This is a genomic window from Candidatus Avelusimicrobium alvi, assembly GCF_958451995.1.
Classification (GTDB): Bacteria; Elusimicrobiota; Elusimicrobia; order Elusimicrobiales; family Elusimicrobiaceae; genus Avelusimicrobium; species Avelusimicrobium alvi.
Genome location: NZ_CAUDSG010000006.1, coordinates 16,267 through 35,110, shown reverse-complemented (window position 1 = coordinate 35,110; position 18,844 = coordinate 16,267). Strand labels below are relative to the sequence as shown.

17 protein-coding genes and 1 tRNA gene are annotated in these 18,844 nt (G+C 47.0%); 6 read left to right on the top strand and 12 right to left on the bottom strand.

The annotated features are described in order from the left end of the window. Positions 1 to 52: 52 nt before the first annotated feature. The 3 genes from ACQY36_RS02175 to ACQY36_RS02165 all read right to left on the bottom strand — a co-directional run bounded on the left by ACQY36_RS02175 (position 53) and on the right by ACQY36_RS02165 (position 3,658). Positions 53 to 1,216, bottom strand: coding sequence for a response regulator (locus ACQY36_RS02175; RefSeq protein ID WP_428077513.1), 1,164 nt, complete (start codon positions 1,214 to 1,216; stop codon positions 53 to 55). A 103-nt stretch (positions 1,217 to 1,319) separates the two neighbouring features. Further along, positions 1,320 to 2,462, bottom strand: a complete 1,143-nt coding sequence (locus tag ACQY36_RS02170; RefSeq protein WP_428056115.1) for a response regulator transcription factor — start codon at positions 2,460 to 2,462, stop codon at positions 1,320 to 1,322. A gap of 134 nt (positions 2,463 to 2,596) precedes the next feature. Further along, positions 2,597 to 3,658 carry a DUF1646 family protein gene (locus ACQY36_RS02165; protein WP_428056113.1) on the bottom strand — a complete coding sequence of 354 codons (1,062 nt, stop codon included), beginning with the start codon at positions 3,656 to 3,658 and terminating at the stop codon, positions 2,597 to 2,599. 130 nt (positions 3,659 to 3,788) lie between these two features. Between ACQY36_RS02165 and ACQY36_RS02160 the strand changes: the two genes are divergently transcribed. Continuing rightward, the gene (locus ACQY36_RS02160) at positions 3,789 to 4,319 is read left to right on the top strand and encodes a hypothetical protein (protein WP_428077512.1); all 531 of its coding nucleotides are present in this window, start codon (positions 3,789 to 3,791) and stop codon (positions 4,317 to 4,319) included. Positions 4,320 to 4,550: 231 nt separating this feature from the next. Here ACQY36_RS02160 and ACQY36_RS02155 read toward each other — a convergent pair whose 3' ends face one another. Together ACQY36_RS02155 and ACQY36_RS02150 are read right to left on the bottom strand one after the other, a co-directional pair. Continuing rightward, positions 4,551 to 5,108, bottom strand: a complete 558-nt coding sequence (locus ACQY36_RS02155) for a manganese efflux pump MntP family protein (protein WP_428071038.1) — start codon at positions 5,106 to 5,108, stop codon at positions 4,551 to 4,553. A gap of 28 nt (positions 5,109 to 5,136) precedes the next feature. Beyond that, positions 5,137 to 5,703, bottom strand: a complete 567-nt coding sequence (locus tag ACQY36_RS02150; protein WP_428056107.1) for a manganese efflux pump MntP family protein — start codon at positions 5,701 to 5,703, stop codon at positions 5,137 to 5,139. 50 nt (positions 5,704 to 5,753) lie between these two features. Between ACQY36_RS02150 and ACQY36_RS02145 the strand changes: the two genes are divergently transcribed. The 4 genes from ACQY36_RS02145 to ACQY36_RS02130 all read left to right on the top strand — a co-directional run bounded on the left by ACQY36_RS02145 (position 5,754) and on the right by ACQY36_RS02130 (position 10,029). Beyond that, positions 5,754 to 6,977 carry an L-serine ammonia-lyase gene (locus ACQY36_RS02145; protein WP_428071034.1) on the top strand — a complete coding sequence of 408 codons (1,224 nt, stop codon included), beginning with the start codon at positions 5,754 to 5,756 and terminating at the stop codon, positions 6,975 to 6,977. A 3-nt stretch (positions 6,978 to 6,980) separates the two neighbouring features. After that, complete coding sequence (locus ACQY36_RS02140) at positions 6,981 to 7,490, top strand: nitroreductase family protein (RefSeq protein WP_428056103.1); 510 nt, start codon at positions 6,981 to 6,983, stop codon at positions 7,488 to 7,490. Positions 7,491 to 7,554: 64 nt separating this feature from the next. Then, positions 7,555 to 9,798, top strand: a complete 2,244-nt coding sequence (locus tag ACQY36_RS02135) for an EAL domain-containing protein (RefSeq protein ID WP_428077511.1) — start codon at positions 7,555 to 7,557, stop codon at positions 9,796 to 9,798. A 154-nt stretch (positions 9,799 to 9,952) separates the two neighbouring features. Further along, positions 9,953 to 10,029: transfer RNA gene (locus ACQY36_RS02130), tRNA-His, on the top strand. On the opposite strand, the gene ACQY36_RS02125 is transcribed toward ACQY36_RS02130, so the two are convergent. From ACQY36_RS02125 to ACQY36_RS02110, 4 genes are all read right to left on the bottom strand, one after another. After that, entirely contained in the window at positions 10,018 to 11,538 is a 1,521-nt protein-coding gene (locus ACQY36_RS02125) for a recombinase family protein (RefSeq protein ID WP_428077510.1), read from the bottom strand. The two genes, ACQY36_RS02130 and ACQY36_RS02125, sit on opposite strands and share 12 nt — an antisense overlap. Positions 11,539 to 11,556: 18 nt before the next feature. Then, positions 11,557 to 11,754 (bottom strand): hypothetical protein, encoded by a 198-nt coding sequence (locus ACQY36_RS02120; protein ID WP_428077509.1) that lies wholly within the window; start codon positions 11,752 to 11,754, stop codon positions 11,557 to 11,559. A 59-nt stretch (positions 11,755 to 11,813) separates the two neighbouring features. Further along, positions 11,814 to 12,641 carry a hypothetical protein gene (locus tag ACQY36_RS02115; protein ID WP_428077508.1) on the bottom strand — a complete coding sequence of 276 codons (828 nt, stop codon included), beginning with the start codon at positions 12,639 to 12,641 and terminating at the stop codon, positions 11,814 to 11,816. A gap of 143 nt (positions 12,642 to 12,784) precedes the next feature. Next, positions 12,785 to 13,588: a type I restriction enzyme HsdR N-terminal domain-containing protein gene (locus ACQY36_RS02110; RefSeq protein WP_428077507.1), complete on the bottom strand. Its 804-nt coding sequence runs from the start codon at positions 13,586 to 13,588 to the stop codon at positions 12,785 to 12,787. A 609-nt stretch (positions 13,589 to 14,197) separates the two neighbouring features. Between ACQY36_RS02110 and ACQY36_RS02105 the strand changes: the two genes are divergently transcribed. Then, complete coding sequence (locus ACQY36_RS02105) at positions 14,198 to 16,141, top strand: ATP-binding protein (protein WP_428077506.1); 1,944 nt, start codon at positions 14,198 to 14,200, stop codon at positions 16,139 to 16,141. A 412-nt stretch (positions 16,142 to 16,553) separates the two neighbouring features. Here the strand turns inward: ACQY36_RS02105 and ACQY36_RS02100 are convergent, their stop codons facing one another. The 3 genes from ACQY36_RS02100 to ACQY36_RS02090 form a co-directional block, all read right to left on the bottom strand. Beyond that, the gene (locus ACQY36_RS02100) at positions 16,554 to 17,030 is read right to left on the bottom strand and encodes a hypothetical protein (protein ID WP_428077505.1); all 477 of its coding nucleotides are present in this window, start codon (positions 17,028 to 17,030) and stop codon (positions 16,554 to 16,556) included. Beyond that, a complete protein-coding gene (locus ACQY36_RS02095; protein WP_428077504.1) occupies positions 17,014 to 17,862 on the bottom strand; it encodes a hypothetical protein in 849 nt (282 codons plus the stop codon). The genes ACQY36_RS02100 and ACQY36_RS02095 overlap by 17 nt, the downstream gene beginning before the upstream one ends. An 82-nt stretch (positions 17,863 to 17,944) precedes the next feature. Then, positions 17,945 to 18,841, bottom strand: a complete 897-nt coding sequence (locus tag ACQY36_RS02090) for a recombinase zinc beta ribbon domain-containing protein (RefSeq protein WP_428077526.1) — start codon at positions 18,839 to 18,841, stop codon at positions 17,945 to 17,947. Between the last annotated feature and the right edge of the window lie 3 nt (positions 18,842 to 18,844).

Below are 18,844 nucleotides of genomic sequence, written 5' to 3'. Positions count from 1 at the left end.
AACGCGGCCGGAAAACTCCCGGCCGCGTTTATAACAGTCCGCAAAAAACCGCTCAGCGGGACCAGCCGTTAAAGTTCTTGTACCAATAATACTTTTTAATGTATCCCATCCAGCTCACGGAACCGGCCGGCTCTTCAAACAAATCGTCGCCGTAGATGTAACCGTCAAACCCCTGTTCAAACATTTTTTCGGCGTTTAATTTATCAATGGTGTACATACTGCAGCCGATAATGGGCATATTCAGGCGCATCTCGCGCAGCTGGTCCACCAGGTAATATCCGCCGCCGCCGGGAACCGTCAAGTCGGTAATGACCAAATCGTATACTTCGCCGGACTGTATGGCGTGAATCATCTCGCGGGTGTCTTTATAGGTGGCAACCGTCCAGCCCGGGCCCAGGCGGTTTTCTCTTTCCCAGAGTTTGTACATATCCAAGATGTCGGTCTGGTCGTTGAGTACGACCACGCGCATATTGGCCGGCACTTCGGTTCTGTACGGGGTGGGCATCCCTTCCGGAATTTCCCGCGGGCTTTTCAAAAAGAACTCGTCGCGGCTAAAAGCCCGTTGATCCAGGCGTTTGCGTCTTTTTAAACCCGCCACGTAAAACGGATTGACTTGCTTCATCGCTTCATCCAGCCACGCGTCCGCCTGCAAAAGCGCCGGATCGTTGGCAAACACCACGTTGAGCAATTTTTCCGTACGGCCTTTCATACGGGAAATTTCCACAATCAGCGGGCGGCGTTCCTGCGGGTAAAGGGCCGTCCATTTATCGTTGGGAATGGTTTTATAAAGCAGTTTGGTGTTGACTTCTTTGCGCAGCGACTTCAAGTCGCTCATCAGCTGATGATATTCGGCAAACGCCTCGTTCACCTGCGCCTGCGACGGGTGGATAAGACGCACGCGCAAATCCTTCACCGGCGTGGGCGTAATGGGACCGAAAAAACTGCTGTTGCGAAAAGCGTGATCGCGGCGGTCCGCGGGATGTACAACGGGTTTGGGCGCCGCGCGCATAGCCGCGGCGGACACCGCACGTTTAATCGCCGCGCCGGATTCGTACCAGCCGTCCATGGTTTTTAAAGCAGACGCTTCTCTCGCCGCCGAAGAGCCCAAGGCGCGGCTTCCGGCCGTAATCACCTGTTTGGTTCCCTGCGCGTATGCCGACGCGCCCAGCGTCAGACATAAAGAGCAGACAATCCACTTTGCATAAAAATGATTCATAACACTCTCCTGTAAAAAATTCTGTACTGATAGTATAATCTTCCGCGCGGCGCCGCGCCAGGGCCCTTTGGCCCATAACGGGATGGGTCCTGCGGGTGGGCCCTCAGCGTTTCCAGCCGTTTAAATCGCGGTAGTAAAAATAATTTTGAAAGCCTTTCATCAGCTCGCGCGGCCAGTCTTTGCCTTCTTCAAACCCCTGCGGAAGCGAAAACATTCCGTCAAAACCTTTGTTGAACAGACCCAGGCCCAGTTTTTCGTCTTCCTGGTAGGCCGTGGCCGCCAGAATGACGCCGTTAAAGCCCTGGTCGCGCAGGGCCGCCGTCAGGTAATACCCGCCGCCGCCCGGCACGATGATATCGGTTAAAATAACGTCAAACTTCACGTTGTGGCGCCGGATTTCGCCCAGTAAATCTTCCGTATTGGTATAGGTGTAAATTTTCCACTCGGGGCAAAAAACGGTGGCGTTGAGTTCCTGCATTTTTTTGAGCACGCTTTCCCGGTCGTTCAGCACCGCCATGGTCAGCCCCGGCGGCAGGGTGCGCGCCACCTGGCGCGTGCGCACGGAACCCGGCAGCAGGCTGGCCAGCGCGGATTCCTCCCGCCCTTTGGGCGTATGGAGAAAAAACTCTTCCTGCTTAAAAGTCCGGTCCGGACGCGTTACCTGTTTTCCGCCGAACATACCGCGCAGCACCGGCGAAACGGTTTCCGTGGCATAAACCATATATTCATGCGCCGCTTTCAACGCCGGATCGTTAGGGGACACTACATAGCTCAGCGTCGCCAGCCTGGCGTTCATATGGCTGATTTTCTGCATCAGCGTCGCCCGTTCGGAATTCGGCAGCACGCGGCTTTCGCTTGGTTTAGCCTGGTAATAAAGAAACGGGTCCATATCCGCTTTGAAATCTTTAAATTCGTCCATCACCTGCATATACAACAGCATCGCTTCCGCCTGCTGCCTCTGCGACGGTTCGTACAACAAAAGCGGCAGTTTATACAAAGGGGTGGGCGCGACGGACTTTAAAACATATTGTTCCAGCGGCGGCACCGCGCGACGGGCCGGCCGGCGCGCGCCGTTTAACAGAATTTTTCCCTGCACCACGCGGGCGGAGCGCAGCAGGTTCCGTCCGGCGTTTTTCCCAAGCGCTTCCGTCAAAGCGCCTTTGCCCAGCGCTTCTTTTGCCAAATTTTTTTGCGCCATACACGGAAAAGCCGCGCACAACACCAACAAAACAGCCATCCACTTCATAGATACTCCTCAAATACGGTTAAAAGGATGAGGCCCGGTCTGCGCCCGGGCGGAAGCAACCGCTTATATTCAGCATAACAGAATGGAAAGAGACGGACAAGGGTCAAAAGTCCCACCTTGGGATGGGACCGGACCTATAATACGATGGAAAGAATGATGAAATAGCCGCCCATGAGCGCAAGCCCCGTCGGCACGGCCACGGAAGCCCATTCGCGGCTTTTAATGCCCAGCTTTTCGGCGGCTACGATGTTGGGCAGATTGCCCTGCACGAGCATACTGCCAAACGCCGCCAGCCCAACCACCATATACACCAAATCGTTCATAGAAATGGTGGGTACGATTTCAATGGCGGCCAGCGTGGCGTTGTCAATAATCACGGAAACGGCGTTGGCGAGAAACAGCACCTTGCCGCCCAAATGGGTAATCGTGCTCTGCGCCAGCGGGCGCAACCCCGTGCTGATTAAATTCAGCGCGGCCACGAACATATAAATGTGCAGCGTGCGGCGCAGCATGGAGGCGTACGTTTCTTTATCCTCGCGGATATGCATTTGAAGCGTGGTGCCCGCGTTGCGCGCCGAGTAGCCGGCGGCCGCGGACATTAACAAAATGGCGGGGGCAATCCACCAGAAAAAGTGGCGCATTAAAAAGAAGAAATCCGCATGGTGCGGGGCTCCGGCCAGGGCGTTGTTGATAATCAGCCCCAGCGGCTCCGCCAGCGGCGTAAGCACCGCGCCCAGGCCGATGGCGTAACACGCAAACACCGTGATGCGCACGGTGGCGGAACGCTCCAAATTGACTACTTTTAACACTTCCGCCAGCACCAGGGCCGATACGGTTACGCTGACCAGGGAAGAGGTCATCCCCAGCAGAAAAATCAGCAGGCCGAAGCTGTACTTGGGCTCCAGCTTGCGGAAAAACGCAAACAGCACGCGGAAAATATAACGGGAATAATTGTTGAAAATAACGCTGACAATCAGCACGATAAACGCGACGTTGACGGGATAGTTGAGGGTTTCGTAAATAAAATCAACGCTCCAGCCCCCGCTGACGGTTACCGCCGCCGCCCCCACGCCCAGGAGAAACAGCTCCAGGTGGCTTTCCACCCAGCGCGACGCAAGCGGCCACACCAGCAGGTTGATTACCACAATACCGAGTAAAATATTCACCCATAAAGGGGCAGCGATAACGGTTTCCATATATATATTTTACAAAAAACCGTCCCGCCGCGCCCGCTTGATTTTAATTAAAAAACGGACGTTGAGAGGGACGCCAAATTGTAGTAAAATAAACAGGTAAGGCAGTTTTATTTTAAAAGGAGAAGGAAAAATGAAAAAAATCATCGTATTTGCGTTTGCGCTGACCATGGCCGCCGCGTGGCCGACCAGCGTTTCCGCCGCCGACAACAACAACTGCGGCTGCGCCGCGGGCGACGTAACCTGCATCAACAACTGCACGCTGTCCAAAGTTACCGCTTTGAGAAAAGACATCCAGTCTAAAAAAGAAGCCGCCGCCGCTAAAATCAAAGCCGCCAAGGCCAACAACGAAACCGCCTCTTCCGCCGACAAAAGCGCCGAAACCAAGGCCAAACTGAAAGAAGCCGAAGAAAGCGCCAAAGCGAAAGCCAAAGAAGCTAAAGAAAACGCCAAGGCCCAGGCCGAAGAAGCCAAAACCAAGGCTAAAAAAGACGCCGAAGCTAAAAAAGCCGCGCTGAAACAGGCCAAAGCCGACGCCAAAGCGAAAGCCAAAGCCCAGAAAGAAGCCAGCAAAGCCAAAGAAGCCGAAGCCAAACAGGCCGCCAAAGACGCCAAAAAAGCGTTGAAAAGCGAAGCCGAAGCCTGGAAATCGCTGTCTAAATAAGTTTTTGCCGCACCTAAAAACCCGCGCCTTAAAGCGCGGGTTTTTATTGTCCGTCCACGGAAAAGAGAAAATACACAATACGCCGGGCCCCGCCGGCTTCAAACGCCTGCGCCATACATTCCGCCGCAGGGCTTTCCGTACAGCCAGACGCGGCAACGCCGCGGACCGGGAAAATACCCAACGAAAAACCCCGTCCTGGCGGGCGGGGTTTTTAAAACGGTTTGCAAGCGGTCAGACGATAATCAGCCGCACGGCCATCACAATCAAAATCAGGCCGGCAATCAATTCCACTTTTTTGCTGGCGATGGTTTTGGTGGTCTTGCTGCCCAGGTGAAAGCCCAACAGCGTCATCGCAAAAGTGACGAACAGCAAAATCAGCACCTGCGGGAAGAAGGATTTGTCCATCGTCTCCACCGCATAGCCCACCAGAAAAGAATTCAGGCCGATGACGGAAGAAACCTTAATCATTTTGCGGTTGTCGTCGGCGTCCAAATTGCTGAAGCTCGGGGATTTTTCAATAGACTCCAGCATAAATTTAATGCCCAGGAGCAGGATGAACGCAAACGCCACCCAGTTGTGCGCAAAATACACCCAATCGCGGAAGAAGATAATGCTTACCAAATATCCCAAGCCGAAAAAAAGCGCGTTAAAGCCCGCGAAAAACAACGCCATTTTAATGGAAAAAACGCTTTTGCGTTCAGACGTCATCTTCATCGCGGACATATTGGCGGACACCATATTGTCCACGCAGATGCACAAGAAAATAATTGTTACGGCGATTATGCCCATAGCCGGACCTCCCTTTAGATACCAGATTCTACCAAATGCCCACGCCTTCAAGCAACAATTTAAGGCCGATTAATATTAACACGGCCCCGCCCAGCGCTTCCATTACTTTACCAAACTTTCGGCCTAAAAAGGCGCCGAGATAAAAACCCGTCCAGCTGGTAACGAACACGCACGCCGTCAGCATCCACACCGTTATCCAGAACGGAGCGGCGGTAAACGCCAGCCCCATCCCCACCAGCAGCGCGTCCAGGCTGGTGGCCACCGCCAGCGCAAGCAGCGTTTTAAAGGAATGCAGCAGGCACACGTCGGACCCTTCTTTGGCCCCGCGCGATTCTTTTATCATACGCGCGCCGATAAACACCAAAATAAAAAAGGCAATCCAATGGTCTACGGCTCCAATATAGCGGCCCAGCCCCGCGCCGCACAGCCAGCCGCCGGAAAACATCACAAAATGGGCCAGCGAGAATAACGCGCTTACCTTGAAAATATACGTTTGGGAAATGGCATTGCGGTGGGAACAGCCGGAAGCGATGGTAACGGCCAAATTGTCCATAGACAGCCCCAGCGCCACCAGCAGAGCAGACAGTATGTTCATATAAATATGATACCATTTTTTATATACCGTTCGTTTTGAGGAAACAATCTATGGAATCGCTTAAAGAGCTGTACAAAATCGGGATGGGGCCTTCCAGCAGCCACACCATGGGCCCGCGCAAAGCGGCCGACGCGTTCAACCGGCAGTACCCCGCCGCCGCGTCTTTTAAAGCCGTGCTTTACGGCTCCCTCGCCGCCACCGGCAAGGGCCACCTGACGGATTTTACCATTAAAGAAGCTTTCTACCCCAAACCCGTGGAAATTGAATGGGATTACACCACCCTGATGCCCAAACACCCCAACGCCCTGCGCTTGCAGGCGCTGGATAAAGCGGGCCACGTAATGGGCGAAAAAGTGGTCTACAGCGTGGGCGGCGGCGCCATCCGCGACGACGAAACCATCGGCCAAAAATTAAACAACGTCTATCCCCATACGTCCATGGGCGCCATTTTGGAATACACGTCCGCCAAGCGTATGCTGCTTTGGGAATATGTGGAAGAATGCGAAGGCGCAGACATCTGGGATTATTTAAACACCGTCTGGCAGACCATGCAAGGCACCATGAAACGCGGCCTTGAAAAACGCGGCGTACTGCCCGGCTCCCTTAACCTGGAGCGCAAAGCGCGGCGTTATCTCTACAAAGCCGAAAACTCCCCCCAATACCTGCGCCGCATGAATAATTTATTCTCGTACGCGCTGGCCTGCGCGGAAGAAAACGCCGCGGGCGGCGTAGTGGTAACCGCGCCCACCTGCGGCTCCTGCGGGGTGCTTCCCGCCGTGTGCCGGCTGGTGCAGGAAATCTGCGAATTTGAGGACAACACCATCCTGCGCGCCCTGGCTACGGCCAGCCTGTTCGGCAATATGGCCAAAGCCAATGCCTCCATCTCCGGCGCGGAAGTAGGCTGCCAGGGCGAAGTGGGCGTAGCCTGCGCCATGGCCGCCGCGGCCACCTGCCAGCTGGAAGGGGGCGACAACCGCCGCATCGCGTACGCGGCCGAGATGGGGCTGGAGCACCACCTGGGCCTGACGTGCGACCCGGTGGACGGACTGGTGCAGATTCCGTGCATTGAGCGTAACGCGCTGGCCGCCTCGCGCGCGCTGGACTGCGCGACGTATGCCTTGATGTCGGACGGGGACAACCGCGTCTCGTACGACGACGTACTGGCCACCATGATGCAAACCGGCCTGGATATGAGCAACGATTACCGCGAAACCTCCCGCGGGGGGCTGGCGCGGTTTTTCAAGGAAAAAGTATTACGCATTAAGGGGGAATAAACGATGAAAGTAATGGAAGCGATTCTAAACAGAAGAAGCATCCGCCGCTTTACGGACAAGCCCATCGCCAAAGAAGACATCACCTCGCTTTTACGCGCCGCGATGATGGGGCCGACGGCGCGCAACTGCCAGGAATGGGAATTTGTCGTGGTGCGAGACAAAGCCACCTTCAAAAAAATAACATCCGTACACCCGTACGCGCAAATGCTGGCGCAGGCGGACTGCGCCATCGTCGTCTGCGGCAACACGCAGCGCGAACACGCGCCGGGTTATTGGATGGCCGACTGCGGCGCCGCCACCCAAAACATTCTGCTCGCCGCCACCGCGCTCGGCATCGGCAGCGTGTGGCTGGGCGTATATCCCAACCAGGACCGGATGGACGGCCTGTCCGCCATACTCGGCCTGCCGCCGCACGTAAAACCGCTTAACATCATCGCGCTGGGATACCCCAACGAGAAAAAAGAAGAAGTGGACCGGTTTGATCCGGCTAAAATTCATCTGGAAAAATGGTAACATCAAGAGGAGCCGCCCGGCGCGGCTCCTCTGACAAAATTCCAAATAAACCGGGGGGATATTTGTGAAAAAATCATTTTCTTTCTGGCAGTTCTCGGCACTGATTTTAATCTGCACGGCCTTGCTGTCCACCGGCATTTTCCTATACGTCAACAAATTAAAATCCACGCTGACCGCCAAACGAATCGCCTATTTAAGCGAAGTCGCCAAGCAGGGGGCCAACACCATCCACACCCAGGTGCAGGGGGATTTAGACCTGCTGCAAGCCGTAGCCACCGCCATCGGCGTGCTTCCCCAGCCGACGGACGCCATCCTCACCTCGCTTATGAAGGCCGAAAGCGCCGCCAATAATTTTAAGCGCATGGGTTTTGTCTACCCCGACGGCATGGCCATCCTCAGCGACGACCTGCTGCTGGACATTTCCCGCCAACCCCATTTTGAAAAAGCCCTCGCCGGAGAGCCCAATGTCTCCAGCCGCATCTCCGATTCCGCCGACGGCCAGGACATCATCGTGGAAGCCGTGCCCGTTTACCACGGCGGGGAAATCATCGGCGTGCTGTTCGCCGCGCGCGGCACCCAGGAATACGCCGACGCCCTGGACGTGGAAAGCTTCGGCGGAGAAGGATACTCGTTAATCGTCCGCGCCACCGGAGACAAGATGGTCGGCTCCCGGCACAAAAACGCCGTGAGCGGGATGTACAATATTTTCAACTCCCCAGACGACCCGAACCATCAGCTCGCCCCGTTGATTAAAGAAAAATTACAAGCCCACCAAAGCGGTACGATTACCTATCATTCGGCTGAAAAAGGCGAACTGCATATCAGCTACGAGCCGCTGGGCATTAACGACTGGTATTTATTTTCCGTCGTGCCCACCGCCAAACTGACGGCGCAGATAAACGCGCTGATTTGGCTGCTGCTGGTGCTGTGCGTGACCGTCGCTTTGGCGGGCCTGGCGGTATGGGGATACTTCTATCTGAACCACAAAAGAAACCGCGAGCGGCTTTATAAACTCGCTTACCTGGACCCGGTTACCGGCTTCCCCAACGCCGCGGCCCAGCTCGCCGCCGCCGAACAGCTCCTAAAAGATCATCCTGACGATTCTTACGCGGTGGTGGCGATGGACGTAAGCAAATTTAAAATTTTCAACGAACAGCACGGTTACCAGACGGGGAATATTTTACTCACCCATATTGCCCGCGTCATTAATTCCAATTTGCAGCCGGGCGAAGTCTGCGCCCGCATTTACGGCGACTTTTTCGCCATGCTCCTCAAATACACCACGAAAGGAGCCCTTAAAAACCGCCTGGAACTGCTGGGCGAGCAAATCACCAGTTTCCAAACCGAAGACCGCAAAGCCTACCCGCTGCTGCTGGCGTTTGGCGTATACCAGGCGGAACGCGGAATGCCCATTCACATCATGTACAACCGCGCCATGATAGCCAAAATCCAGGTAAAAGGCCGTTACGACGAAATTGTAACGTTTTATCATCCCAACTGGCAGCAAACTTTAGAGGATGAAGAGTTTGTGGAACGCCATATGCAGCAGGCGCTCAAGAAAAACGAATTCCGCTTTTTTCTGGAGCCCGTGATTTCACTGGCGGACGGGAAAATCGGCGCGGCCGCAGCCAAGGCCGACTGGCTGGTCCCCGAACGCCAAGAACCGCTGACTATGCGGCAATTTATCCCCATTTTCCGCAAGAACGGGTTCATCTACCAATTTGACCGTTTTTTGTTTGAATCCGCCTGCCGGCTGCTGGCCCAATGGAAAAAGGACGGCACGCCGTTCGTTCCGATTGCGGTGAGTATTTCCAACGAACTGCTTTACGATGCTAACTTTCCCCAATACGCAGCGGATAAAACGGCCGCATACGGCGTGGATCCGAAACTGCTGATTTTGGAGCTGACCGAAACAAGCCGTGCGGATTTTCTGCCGCAATTAAAACGCTCCGGCGAAGCGCTGGCCAAGGCGGGATTTAAATTAACGGTGCAATACGAAGGGAGAGGCGTTATGCTTTCCAACATCTTCCAGCATTTACCCGTCGTGGGGGTTAAAGCGGCCCCCGGCATCTGGACGCCGTCCGCCGACCCCAAGCAAAATGTGATGGTCAAAGCCTTAACGGATATTTGCCGGCAGCTGGGCATTTATTTAACAGCGGACGGAGTGCTGAACCAGACGGAGATGGAGCATATTAAAGCGTTGGGATTTGAGTATGCGCTGGGCCCGTTTGCCGCCGCCCCCGTTACCCCGGAAGAGCTGGCCGCAAAAATGAAACAGCCGGACGGCGGCGCCGAAACAGCCAAGTAAACGGAATTGGCTCGGAAAATAGGCCGCTAAAAGCGGAGGGAGGAGGAAGCGGACGCCGGGCAGAGAACGCCCGCCGCAAGAATCCGGACCGCAATTTCCGACGGGCATTTTGCAGACAGCCGGGGAAATTGGTATAATATAATATCAATTTACGGTGGATGTAGCTCAGCTGGTTAGAGCGCCGGTCTGTGGAACCGGAGGTCGGGGGTTCAAATCCCCTCATCCACCCCATATTAAATGCTTAGAACTTTTTGGGATTTTTCCCTTAATTTCTAAGCATTTTTTATTTCCTTCCGCAAAAATATTGAAAGGTTCCCTGTATTTCGGCCAGATTTTATTGTCTTCCAATACGTAATCGCTGGCAATATGGCGCAAAAGCGGCTTTTTATCCGCCAGCGGCGCGTTGCGGTAAATAGTACCCATATTACATAATAACTTTAAGACATCCACGCTTTTTTGACGTACGGCCTCTGGGTTGATTTGGTGATTTTGTATTTGCTGGGATAGTTCAGCAATACGGCTTTTATAGCGTCTTTCATTATGATTAATAAATTCCGACGAATAGCCCCTGTCCATGCCCTCATTATACAGTTGTTCCAGCTTAGCCTGTGTCTTACTAAGCTCCGCCTTTAAACCCGCTATTTCCTTAGTTTGAGCCTTTTCCACGTGTTTTAAGCGCAAATCCACCGCCTTTTGAATCCATTGGGCAATATCCGACGGGATACTTACGCTGTCTATCATAGCCGCAAACGCCGCGTCTAATTGTTCTTCGTGTATATAGCCTTTGTGCTTATGTTGCCCTTTGGCAAAGGAACAACGGTAATACATATATTTCTTTTTAGCCAAATTCCCCACAATAGAACATCCGCATTCCTTACAATGGAGCAAATTGGAAAACGGATAATTCCGCGTGGTTACGCGCGGACGCTGAAACTGAGAGAGGGCCTTAATGGCCCTCTCGTACAAGTCTTTGCTGATAAGGGGAATATGCTTTCCCGGATAGAGTTTTTTAGCCCAACGGAATTCCCCGTAATATATGGGGTTATGAAGCACGCGATAAAGCGTATTCTTGCGCACTCTGCCACCGTGCAAACGCTCCCGCAAGCCATCCTTATACAGGATTTCCTCAATCATAGGCAAAGAATATTCCCCGCTGGCCGTTAGTTCAAACAACTTCTTAATCAACGGCCCGCGCACGGGGTCTACGTCAATTTTGCCCGTATTCCGGTTATTCAAATATCCGATAGGCGCGCAGGAAGGATAAATTCCCTGTTCGGCCTTTTCTATCATTCCCATAGTAGTTTTACGGGAAATATCATTAGACATTTTTTTAGCGACGGCCACTTGCACATCCAGCATGAACTCATCGTCAGAGCTGGATTCCCTGCTGTATATTTTATTATCGCGGGAAAAATGAATAACTTTGTCATATTCTTTTACCAACTCGGCGATTTTAATTTTATCCACGTCGTTGCGGGTCATACGGTCTAACACGTCAAAAATGACGTGTCTGACGTCGGAATGTTTTTTCATATAGGACAGCATTTCGGAAAAATTCTGCCTTTCTATTTTTCCCCACGCAGACTCGGCTCCTTTCCAGATTTTCACTACTTTTAGCCCCTGCTTGGCGGCGTATTCTACGGCCAGTTTTTCTTGTGCGTCCAAAGAAAAACCGTTTTCTTCTTGTCCTTTACTGGATACCCGCAAGTAAATTGCGGCTTTTTTATTATTTTCGGTCATAATAAGACCTCCTTTATTTTATTTAGACGCACTAGGCAACTGGGATAAACGGCCTAACTCCCCTGCAAATCCCAGCCAAAATTCAATTATTTGCAAAGCCTGCTCTGTGCTTATTTTGCGGCCAAGCACTCCGCCCCACAGCTTTTTGGTTTCTTTAATAAAGCTGTCTGGCGAGCAGTTTTTTGTAATAATTTGATATCTGCCGTTGTGGGTCATGTATGACATAATATCTTATGCAACGGCAGACACAGAAGCGGCAGTTTTAACCGATATTTTTATCGGTTTATTTTATTTCGTTTTTTCAGTTTTTGCCCTTTTTTCCAAGCTTTTCCAAAAAAGAATTTTTCCACTTCCGCTAACGCTTTCTTCGCCTGAATACGAACAACATCTTCCCCTGCCTTTAAATCCTCGGCAATATCTACATAAGACTCCTTGCGTGCGTGCCGAACAATGCCTTGATAAGCATTCCAACTTACAGTAGGAAAATCATAATCGGGTAACCTTGCAAAACTATCTTTATGAACTTTGTATAACCGTTTGATTTCCGACACTAATTTTGTCATAGATATTTGGGTTTGTATGCCTACAAACAGGCCTTGATAAACTGGTTGAAATTCGCCTTTACTACGCAAAACTCTGTCAAATATCAAATCACTGGCACGGACTGGTTCTAAAACGCCATACAAAACTAACAAACCTAAATTAGTATATCCCGTATGGGTAAACGCCCCAAAAAAGAAAGGGAGTTTTGCCGCCTTTTGAAATAAAATTTTTCTCATTCTTGGAGGGAAATCCTGATTCCATTTTCCGCCGCGCGGATTTTCCGTTAAATGTTGTTTTGCACTCGCAAAATACTTTTGATAACCATACCCCTCTTGCGGAATGTTTAACTCTTTACGCAAAGAAAGGATAAATTCTTCCACTTTCGGGATATATTGCAAAGCGGCCAAAGCCCTAAACTCTGACGCTTTAAAAGTTAAATAAATGCGCGGCTTTTTCTCGTAGTTTGTTAAAGTTGCTTGTTGGTCAACCCAATGAACGGGCCACCAGCACTCTTTGGAATAATTAGGAGCTTCTTTGACTATAAATTTTATAGGAAACATTTACATTTTCCCCCTTGCTAGAAATATCTTCTATTCTAACAAAAGAAAAAGGCCGACTTTTGAAGTCGGCCAAATAGAGAAAGAGAGAATTTTCGTTACCGATATTTTTATCTTTTGCAAAACAATAACGAAAATATCTATTTTCATATATTTTTGTTTTCCTCACAATTAGAAGCAGGTTTAGGAGCCCCCTCGTTATTCACAACCACCTTAATTTCCGGCTGAGCGGGCTTATCCTTTTTCTTAGGAGCGCGAAAACCGCGTATGTTTTCGGGCAAATTCGGGCATAATTCGCGAATTTTAGCTTCCAGGGTATCCATATCTACCCTCACGCCAACTTTACGCTTAAAAACGCCGCCAATGGCCTTTAATACCTCGTCGCTAAGCAAGACGCGGGCGATATTTTCCACACTTAACGCCCGTTTTTCTTCTAAAATGGATTCTTTTAAGTGTTTTGAAATGGCTTCCCTGCACAATGGAAGCAATTTTTCGCGGTGGGCGGCTTGGCGGTGGCTGAGTTCCAATACATCAAAGTCCCATACAAGAGTTGCGGTTACGGGCGAGGCTTTTACGTCCACATAGTAGAGTTGCCAGTAAATCCCATTAGAAAGAATACCCCAAGGAACATTCAGCGTAGAGCAATATTCAATCACTTGCCGTACGTGCTTGTTAAATTCTTTCTTTTCCGTTCCAATGCGCTTACATTCAAACACATAAAAGACTTTTTTATCGTCTTTAATTACCGCGTCGCAGGAACGGCCGTTATTATTGCCATATTGACCGAAAACGTGTTCCAAATCGTACCCAAACACATCGCAAAGCATATCCATAGCCACTTTTTCAGTCGGCGGTTCTTTGGCGTTTAATTCCTGCAAACGCAACAATTGATTTTGGTATTTCTTGAGGTTTTCTTTAATGCGGGTATCAACCCGTACTCCGAGGTCCATTGTTCTACTCCTTGTATGAAATAATCTGTACAACGGAACCGAGAAGCGCAGGTAGGATATAAAAATGGCGGCTGTTATATCCGAGCCAATTAGCCTAACCCAAATATAAACAGCCGCAGTTTCCCGCCCCGAAGGGCAGGAAACATTCAACACAGGGCAAGCGGGTAATTAGGCCGCTCACTCTGTGTTTAAAACTCGGCTGTTTTTGGAGGCTAATTGTGCCTTTGGTATCCCAAAAGCGCACCGCATTCCACATACGGTTCCAAAAACAGACTCAAATTGTAATTAAGCCCTGTTAGGGCTTAGGGAACTGCAAAAAATACTCCTTTTTTAGACAACTTGAATATAAATGAAATAATATACCGAAAAGTATATATTTTATACAAATAATATACCATTTTAGCCCCAAAATAGGTAAAAATATCCTCTTATATCTTAATTTATAGACTTCTATCGTTGTATAGGGTAAAACAGATTCTAAATTATCAAATATACTTTTAATTCCTCTCCAAAATGCCCTTGATATTCACCACTTTCCCCTTAATATTATTAGAAACATTTAATAAACAAATTTGCTATATTTATAAAAAAGATTCTATCAGAGGGTTTATGTTAACGAAAATTAAGAATATCCTATCCGAATTGCATGGAATTTCTTTCTTACAACCTATTTTTGAAGCTATAAATAATTCCCTGGAAGCAAAAGCAACAGATATCAAGATTCATATAAAAACGGTTCCTTGGCTATTTAATGCTCCCGAAGACACAAAGAATTATAAAGCCATAGATTCTATTGCTATTACCGATAATGGTAACGGCTTTAATTCTGAAAATATATTGTCCTTTTGCGAATATTTATCCGATTATAAAGCAAAAATTGGATGCAAAGGCGTAGGACGTTTTACCTGGTTGAAAACTTTTCAAAAAATTGAAATACAAAGCAAAATACAAGATAGCCAAGGATATAATACAATTTCCTTTGTATTTGATGAATCTTTTGACAATACAACTCCGCAACAGTTAGAAGAAAGTCGTGTATTTACCCCCGCACCGTTGTACCAAAATGAAACAACTATTAATTTTGTAGGAATAAGAGAAAATTATAGCAGAGACACGGACCGAATTATCTCATTAGAAGATTTCGCTAGAAAAATAAAAATACATCTATTACCTAATTTAGTATTGATGAAACAGAGCGGGCGGAAATTCGCAATTAATATCTTGATTGATGATGAAACAATGGGAGAAACTATTAGTTCGGATAATATTCCCATCCCCGAAACAACATCTTTCTCTATAGAAAAAGAAATTTCTGGCAATACTATAAAAACAGATTTCAAACTTTCTTACTTGTTCTTAAATGACACTAAATCTCAAAATATGCATTTTTATTGTGCCAACAATAGAACTGTAATGAGTTTTGGTAATATTCAAGAAGAAAAGGTTTCTTTTATTGCTCCCGGGACTGATTCCTCTATCTTTCTATTGCAATCCACTTATTTTGATAATTTGTGCAACAATGAACGTAACGCCTTTAAATATATTTGTCCCAAGGAAACTTCTTTATGTGCTGTGCTATCTTGGAATGATATCAACTCTCAATTACGTAAGATAATTTCTACGGTTTCTCAAAAAAAATATCCCGAACTCGCGGATAAAAATAAAAATATTATTGAAAACCTAGTAGAGAATAACCCTCATTTAGCCGGATATTTAAGAAAAAACAATAATATCATAGGAGCAACCTCTCCCGATTCTTTACTAAAAAAAGCAAAAAAAGAATTTGAAAATGATAAAATTAAAGCCCAAACTCAATTCACGAAAGCCCTTAAAAATGCGAAAGTAAATTCTCCTGCTTTTAAAGAGGCGGTAGAGAAAGTTGAACATATTGCCGCATTAGACTTAGCTCAATATATCCATTTTAGGCAGAATATAATTAATGCTCTTAAACAAACGCATAATGAAAACTCAGCACAAGAAGATATTTTACATCACCTCTTTGCTAAAAAGCATCAAGAAATAACCAATGCCTCCCACTTAGATAGTAATATATGGCTTTTAGATGATAAGTTTATGACATACCACTATATGGCAAGCGATATTACTATGAAAAAAATAGGAGAATTTTGGTCCAAAGATATTGAGCAAGAAGATAAACTTAAAAGACCTGATTTATTTGTAACATTTTCTAAGCCTGAAACCGAAAATGAAGTAGATTGTACTATCATTGAATTTAAAGCTTGTGGAGCATCTAACAATGAAAAACGAAAAGCTATTTCAGAAATATGGGACAATCTAGGTGCTGTTAGAGATAATTTTTCCAATATTAGGAATATATGGGGATACATTATAACTTCTATTGATGAAAACCTTGTAAAAGCACTAAAACGAAACAATTTTAAGCCCCTATTTTCTCATGGGGAAAATAACTTATTTTATTCTTTTAATGGAGAATTGAATATTCACTGTTACGCTCTTTCAACCGATGCTATTGTCAAAGACGCAAACGCCCGAAATAAAGTTTTTCTGGATATTATTAAAAAAGAAAGTTAGTAATGGTGTTTATTAAAGCCTTGCCAGCTTTACTGTATTAAAAAGTTATAAAAAGTATTGACGACAGTACCCCATATATTTTTCCCGTCGAACCCTCGGCGGGATTTTTTAATGCCTGTTTGGCTGGTTTATCCCCCCGCCTCGTCGGGCGTTTTTCTTCTGTCGGTCCCTAATACGAAAAATATACTTTTTAGTCTATCCCCTAAAAGATAGAAAAAAGAGCATTTTTGCCGCTTTTCTATCTTTTTGGCCCTAAATTTAATTCTAAAAATTTAACTTTTAAAAATTATAAAGACTCTCTTAAAATATATAAAAAAATAAACCGCGCACAATTTACATAGTTTACATTAATTAAACATTCCGGCTAGAATGAAATATTTCCCCGATAATGCGAGGTATTTTCTAATCAGGATTATTTTTTATTCTTACCTAAAAAGCTATAAGACAAATTTAGAACTTTAAATACAGCACTAGATGTATCGTAAAGAACAAACAAATCCCAAACTAAAACTGTTGCTAAAATTGTTTGAGTAATATATTTTAGAACTACATATTGTTCACAAAAAGAAGAAGAACACCCCATAGAAACCACAACGGTTATACCGATCATCCACATTTGTTCTTTGACAGAAGAAAAGGCCTCTTGTTGAGTTTTTTCAAAGGTGGGGCGCGCGCCTGTTTTTTCCTCAACACTAATAGCAATTTCTTCCAATTTAGAAAAAACAATCCCTAATGTAGCAATATTAATAGCCAAGAGAGCAATCAATATAGTTAATAGATCTTTCATAAGAAACTCAGGCAGAAAGGTGCTCTCTAAAGCATGGCTTCCAAAAATTAATATAGCCCCTATACACAAATAAAATACTGCTGTTTTAATTTTCTGCATCATTGAATAATTCCTCTAAAAAAGGAATAACACTACCTTGTCCTTCTATACAAGCCGAATCAATAGATATTTCTTTTGCCCCTTCTTTTGATGTTTTTCTTTTTAACCCAAGTAAACGAACACTAAAATATCCCCCACCTTCTTGGGTATATCTAGCCATACTAGCCACATTTGGATCATTTTCAGATAATGTCAAAACAGACTGGTCATCGCTCGATAAAACAACTTTTGCCTGAGCAGCTGCAGTACTGCGCATAGCCGCTTCAAGTTCTTCTCCTAAATACTTAGTAATATCTGCAAAATTAGGAGCTGTTAAAACAAAGTCAACTTCCCTAATTTTCTTATCATATTTTTTTACAATATCCCAAAATAAATTCTTTTTTAAGATGGGATTAACCTGTATATTAAGACTAAGTTGTTTTACATATGGTCGAAATATGTCTAATAATTTATTAGAAAGAGAAGATGTCTCTGCGCTAACCTTGGTTTTATGTTGTACTAAAAACATCTGTTTTGAAAAGTCAAACGCTACATACACACTATGCCAATCTTCTATCTCTTTTTCAACTAACTCTGGAGTTCCAATCAACGCATGTTTTCGAAGGCCCATTTTTATTAAAAACAAATTACCTTTTCCTTCGATGAGTTGAAACTTAATCGAGGGAAAAGAGTGTGTCGGTAATGAGCGAACATATTCTGCGAACAACTCATTCTTTTTTTTATTCAATGATTCTTTATCCTCAATACCCTTATAAAAATCTGTTTGAATATAATCTTGGGGAATAAGCAAGTAGCGATAAGCATTAAAAAATAATAGACCCTTCTTTTTTACCATAAACAATTTAACCCCTCTAAATCTTGCCAAGTGATGAATATAATTCTTTCATATTATACTTTTTTATGCAACTTACACAAGTTCAAATCAAGGCTAAAATCTGGCTCCCCCTTGCACTGCTTAGCCCTAATGCTTGGGCGCATTGTTTTTGACTCAAATTGTTCACGCGCATATACTCCCGTATCTGTAAGGCAAGGGCTTTGTAATAAGTGGCCTTATCGGCTTTGAGTTTTTGGCGGTTCTTATAGGCCTGCCGTTCCCGCTTGGGCACGCCGCCGATATGCGGCTTCACTTTGGCCCGAAAACCAAAACTTACGCCATTCTTAAGGAATACTTCTATATACTCATCTTGATACGCATAAGTGATTTTTTCCGCTGTCTCCATAAGTGCCGACGTTTGTTTGTCTATAGATAACCGTTCAAATTCCGCTCTATTTAATAAACCCCGCTCGCTTAACCGCCGGATAACCGCTTCATTAAATTCCGCCTGACGAACCGTCTTGGTGGGACAGGAGGCATATCCCTCCCGTTGGCACTTATGGCAGATATAATAAAAATGCTTTCGTCCGTTCTTTTTGCCGTAGGTCGGCACCATTTTACTGCCGCACTCCTTGCAATATAACAGCCCCCGCAAAAGCCCGTCTATCAGTTTGCGCGTATAGCCGCGCTTAATGCGTTTGGCGTCTAACAGATCCTGCACTTCTTGGAAGACTTCCGCGGATACAATCCCCTCCTGCTCCCCGGGGTACAATTTATTTTTATATCGAACTTTGCCGACATACACCGGGTTGCGGATAATCCGGTATAAATGCGCGCGGGATATCGGATTCGCCGGCCAAACGACGCCGTTTTTACACTTTCGCTCAGGCAGGCCAATCCCCTTGGCTTGCACTAAACTAAGTACATTAGAAACATTTCGCTCCCGCAAAACGCTGTCAAAAATGAAGCGGATTTGTTCCGCCTGCTCGGGATGCGGCACCAA

Coding starts and splice junctions, on each gene's coding strand:
- ACQY36_RS02145 (WP_428071034.1), top strand. CDS start 5,754: ATGGAATCGCTTAAAGAGCTGTACAAAATCGGGATGGGGCCTTCCAGC.
- ACQY36_RS02105 (WP_428077506.1), top strand. CDS start 14,198: ATGTTAACGAAAATTAAGAATATCCTATCCGAATTGCATGGAATTTCT.
- ACQY36_RS02095 (WP_428077504.1), bottom strand. CDS start 17,862: ATGGTAAAAAAGAAGGGTCTATTATTTTTTAATGCTTATCGCTACTTG.
- ACQY36_RS02110 (WP_428077507.1), bottom strand. CDS start 13,588: ATGGACCTCGGAGTACGGGTTGATACCCGCATTAAAGAAAACCTCAAG.
- ACQY36_RS02160 (WP_428077512.1), top strand. CDS start 3,789: ATGAAAAAAATCATCGTATTTGCGTTTGCGCTGACCATGGCCGCCGCG.
- ACQY36_RS02150 (WP_428056107.1), bottom strand. CDS start 5,703: ATGAACATACTGTCTGCTCTGCTGGTGGCGCTGGGGCTGTCTATGGAC.
- ACQY36_RS02140 (WP_428056103.1), top strand. CDS start 6,981: ATGAAAGTAATGGAAGCGATTCTAAACAGAAGAAGCATCCGCCGCTTT.
- ACQY36_RS02115 (WP_428077508.1), bottom strand. CDS start 12,641: ATGTTTCCTATAAAATTTATAGTCAAAGAAGCTCCTAATTATTCCAAA.
- ACQY36_RS02170 (WP_428056115.1), bottom strand. CDS start 2,462: ATGAAGTGGATGGCTGTTTTGTTGGTGTTGTGCGCGGCTTTTCCGTGT.
- ACQY36_RS02120 (WP_428077509.1), bottom strand. CDS start 11,754: ATGACCCACAACGGCAGATATCAAATTATTACAAAAAACTGCTCGCCA.
- ACQY36_RS02155 (WP_428071038.1), bottom strand. CDS start 5,108: ATGGGCATAATCGCCGTAACAATTATTTTCTTGTGCATCTGCGTGGAC.
- ACQY36_RS02100 (WP_428077505.1), bottom strand. CDS start 17,030: ATGATGCAGAAAATTAAAACAGCAGTATTTTATTTGTGTATAGGGGCT.
- ACQY36_RS02165 (WP_428056113.1), bottom strand. CDS start 3,658: ATGGAAACCGTTATCGCTGCCCCTTTATGGGTGAATATTTTACTCGGT.
- ACQY36_RS02175 (WP_428077513.1), bottom strand. CDS start 1,216: ATGAATCATTTTTATGCAAAGTGGATTGTCTGCTCTTTATGTCTGACG.
- ACQY36_RS02125 (WP_428077510.1), bottom strand. CDS start 11,538: ATGACCGAAAATAATAAAAAAGCCGCAATTTACTTGCGGGTATCCAGT.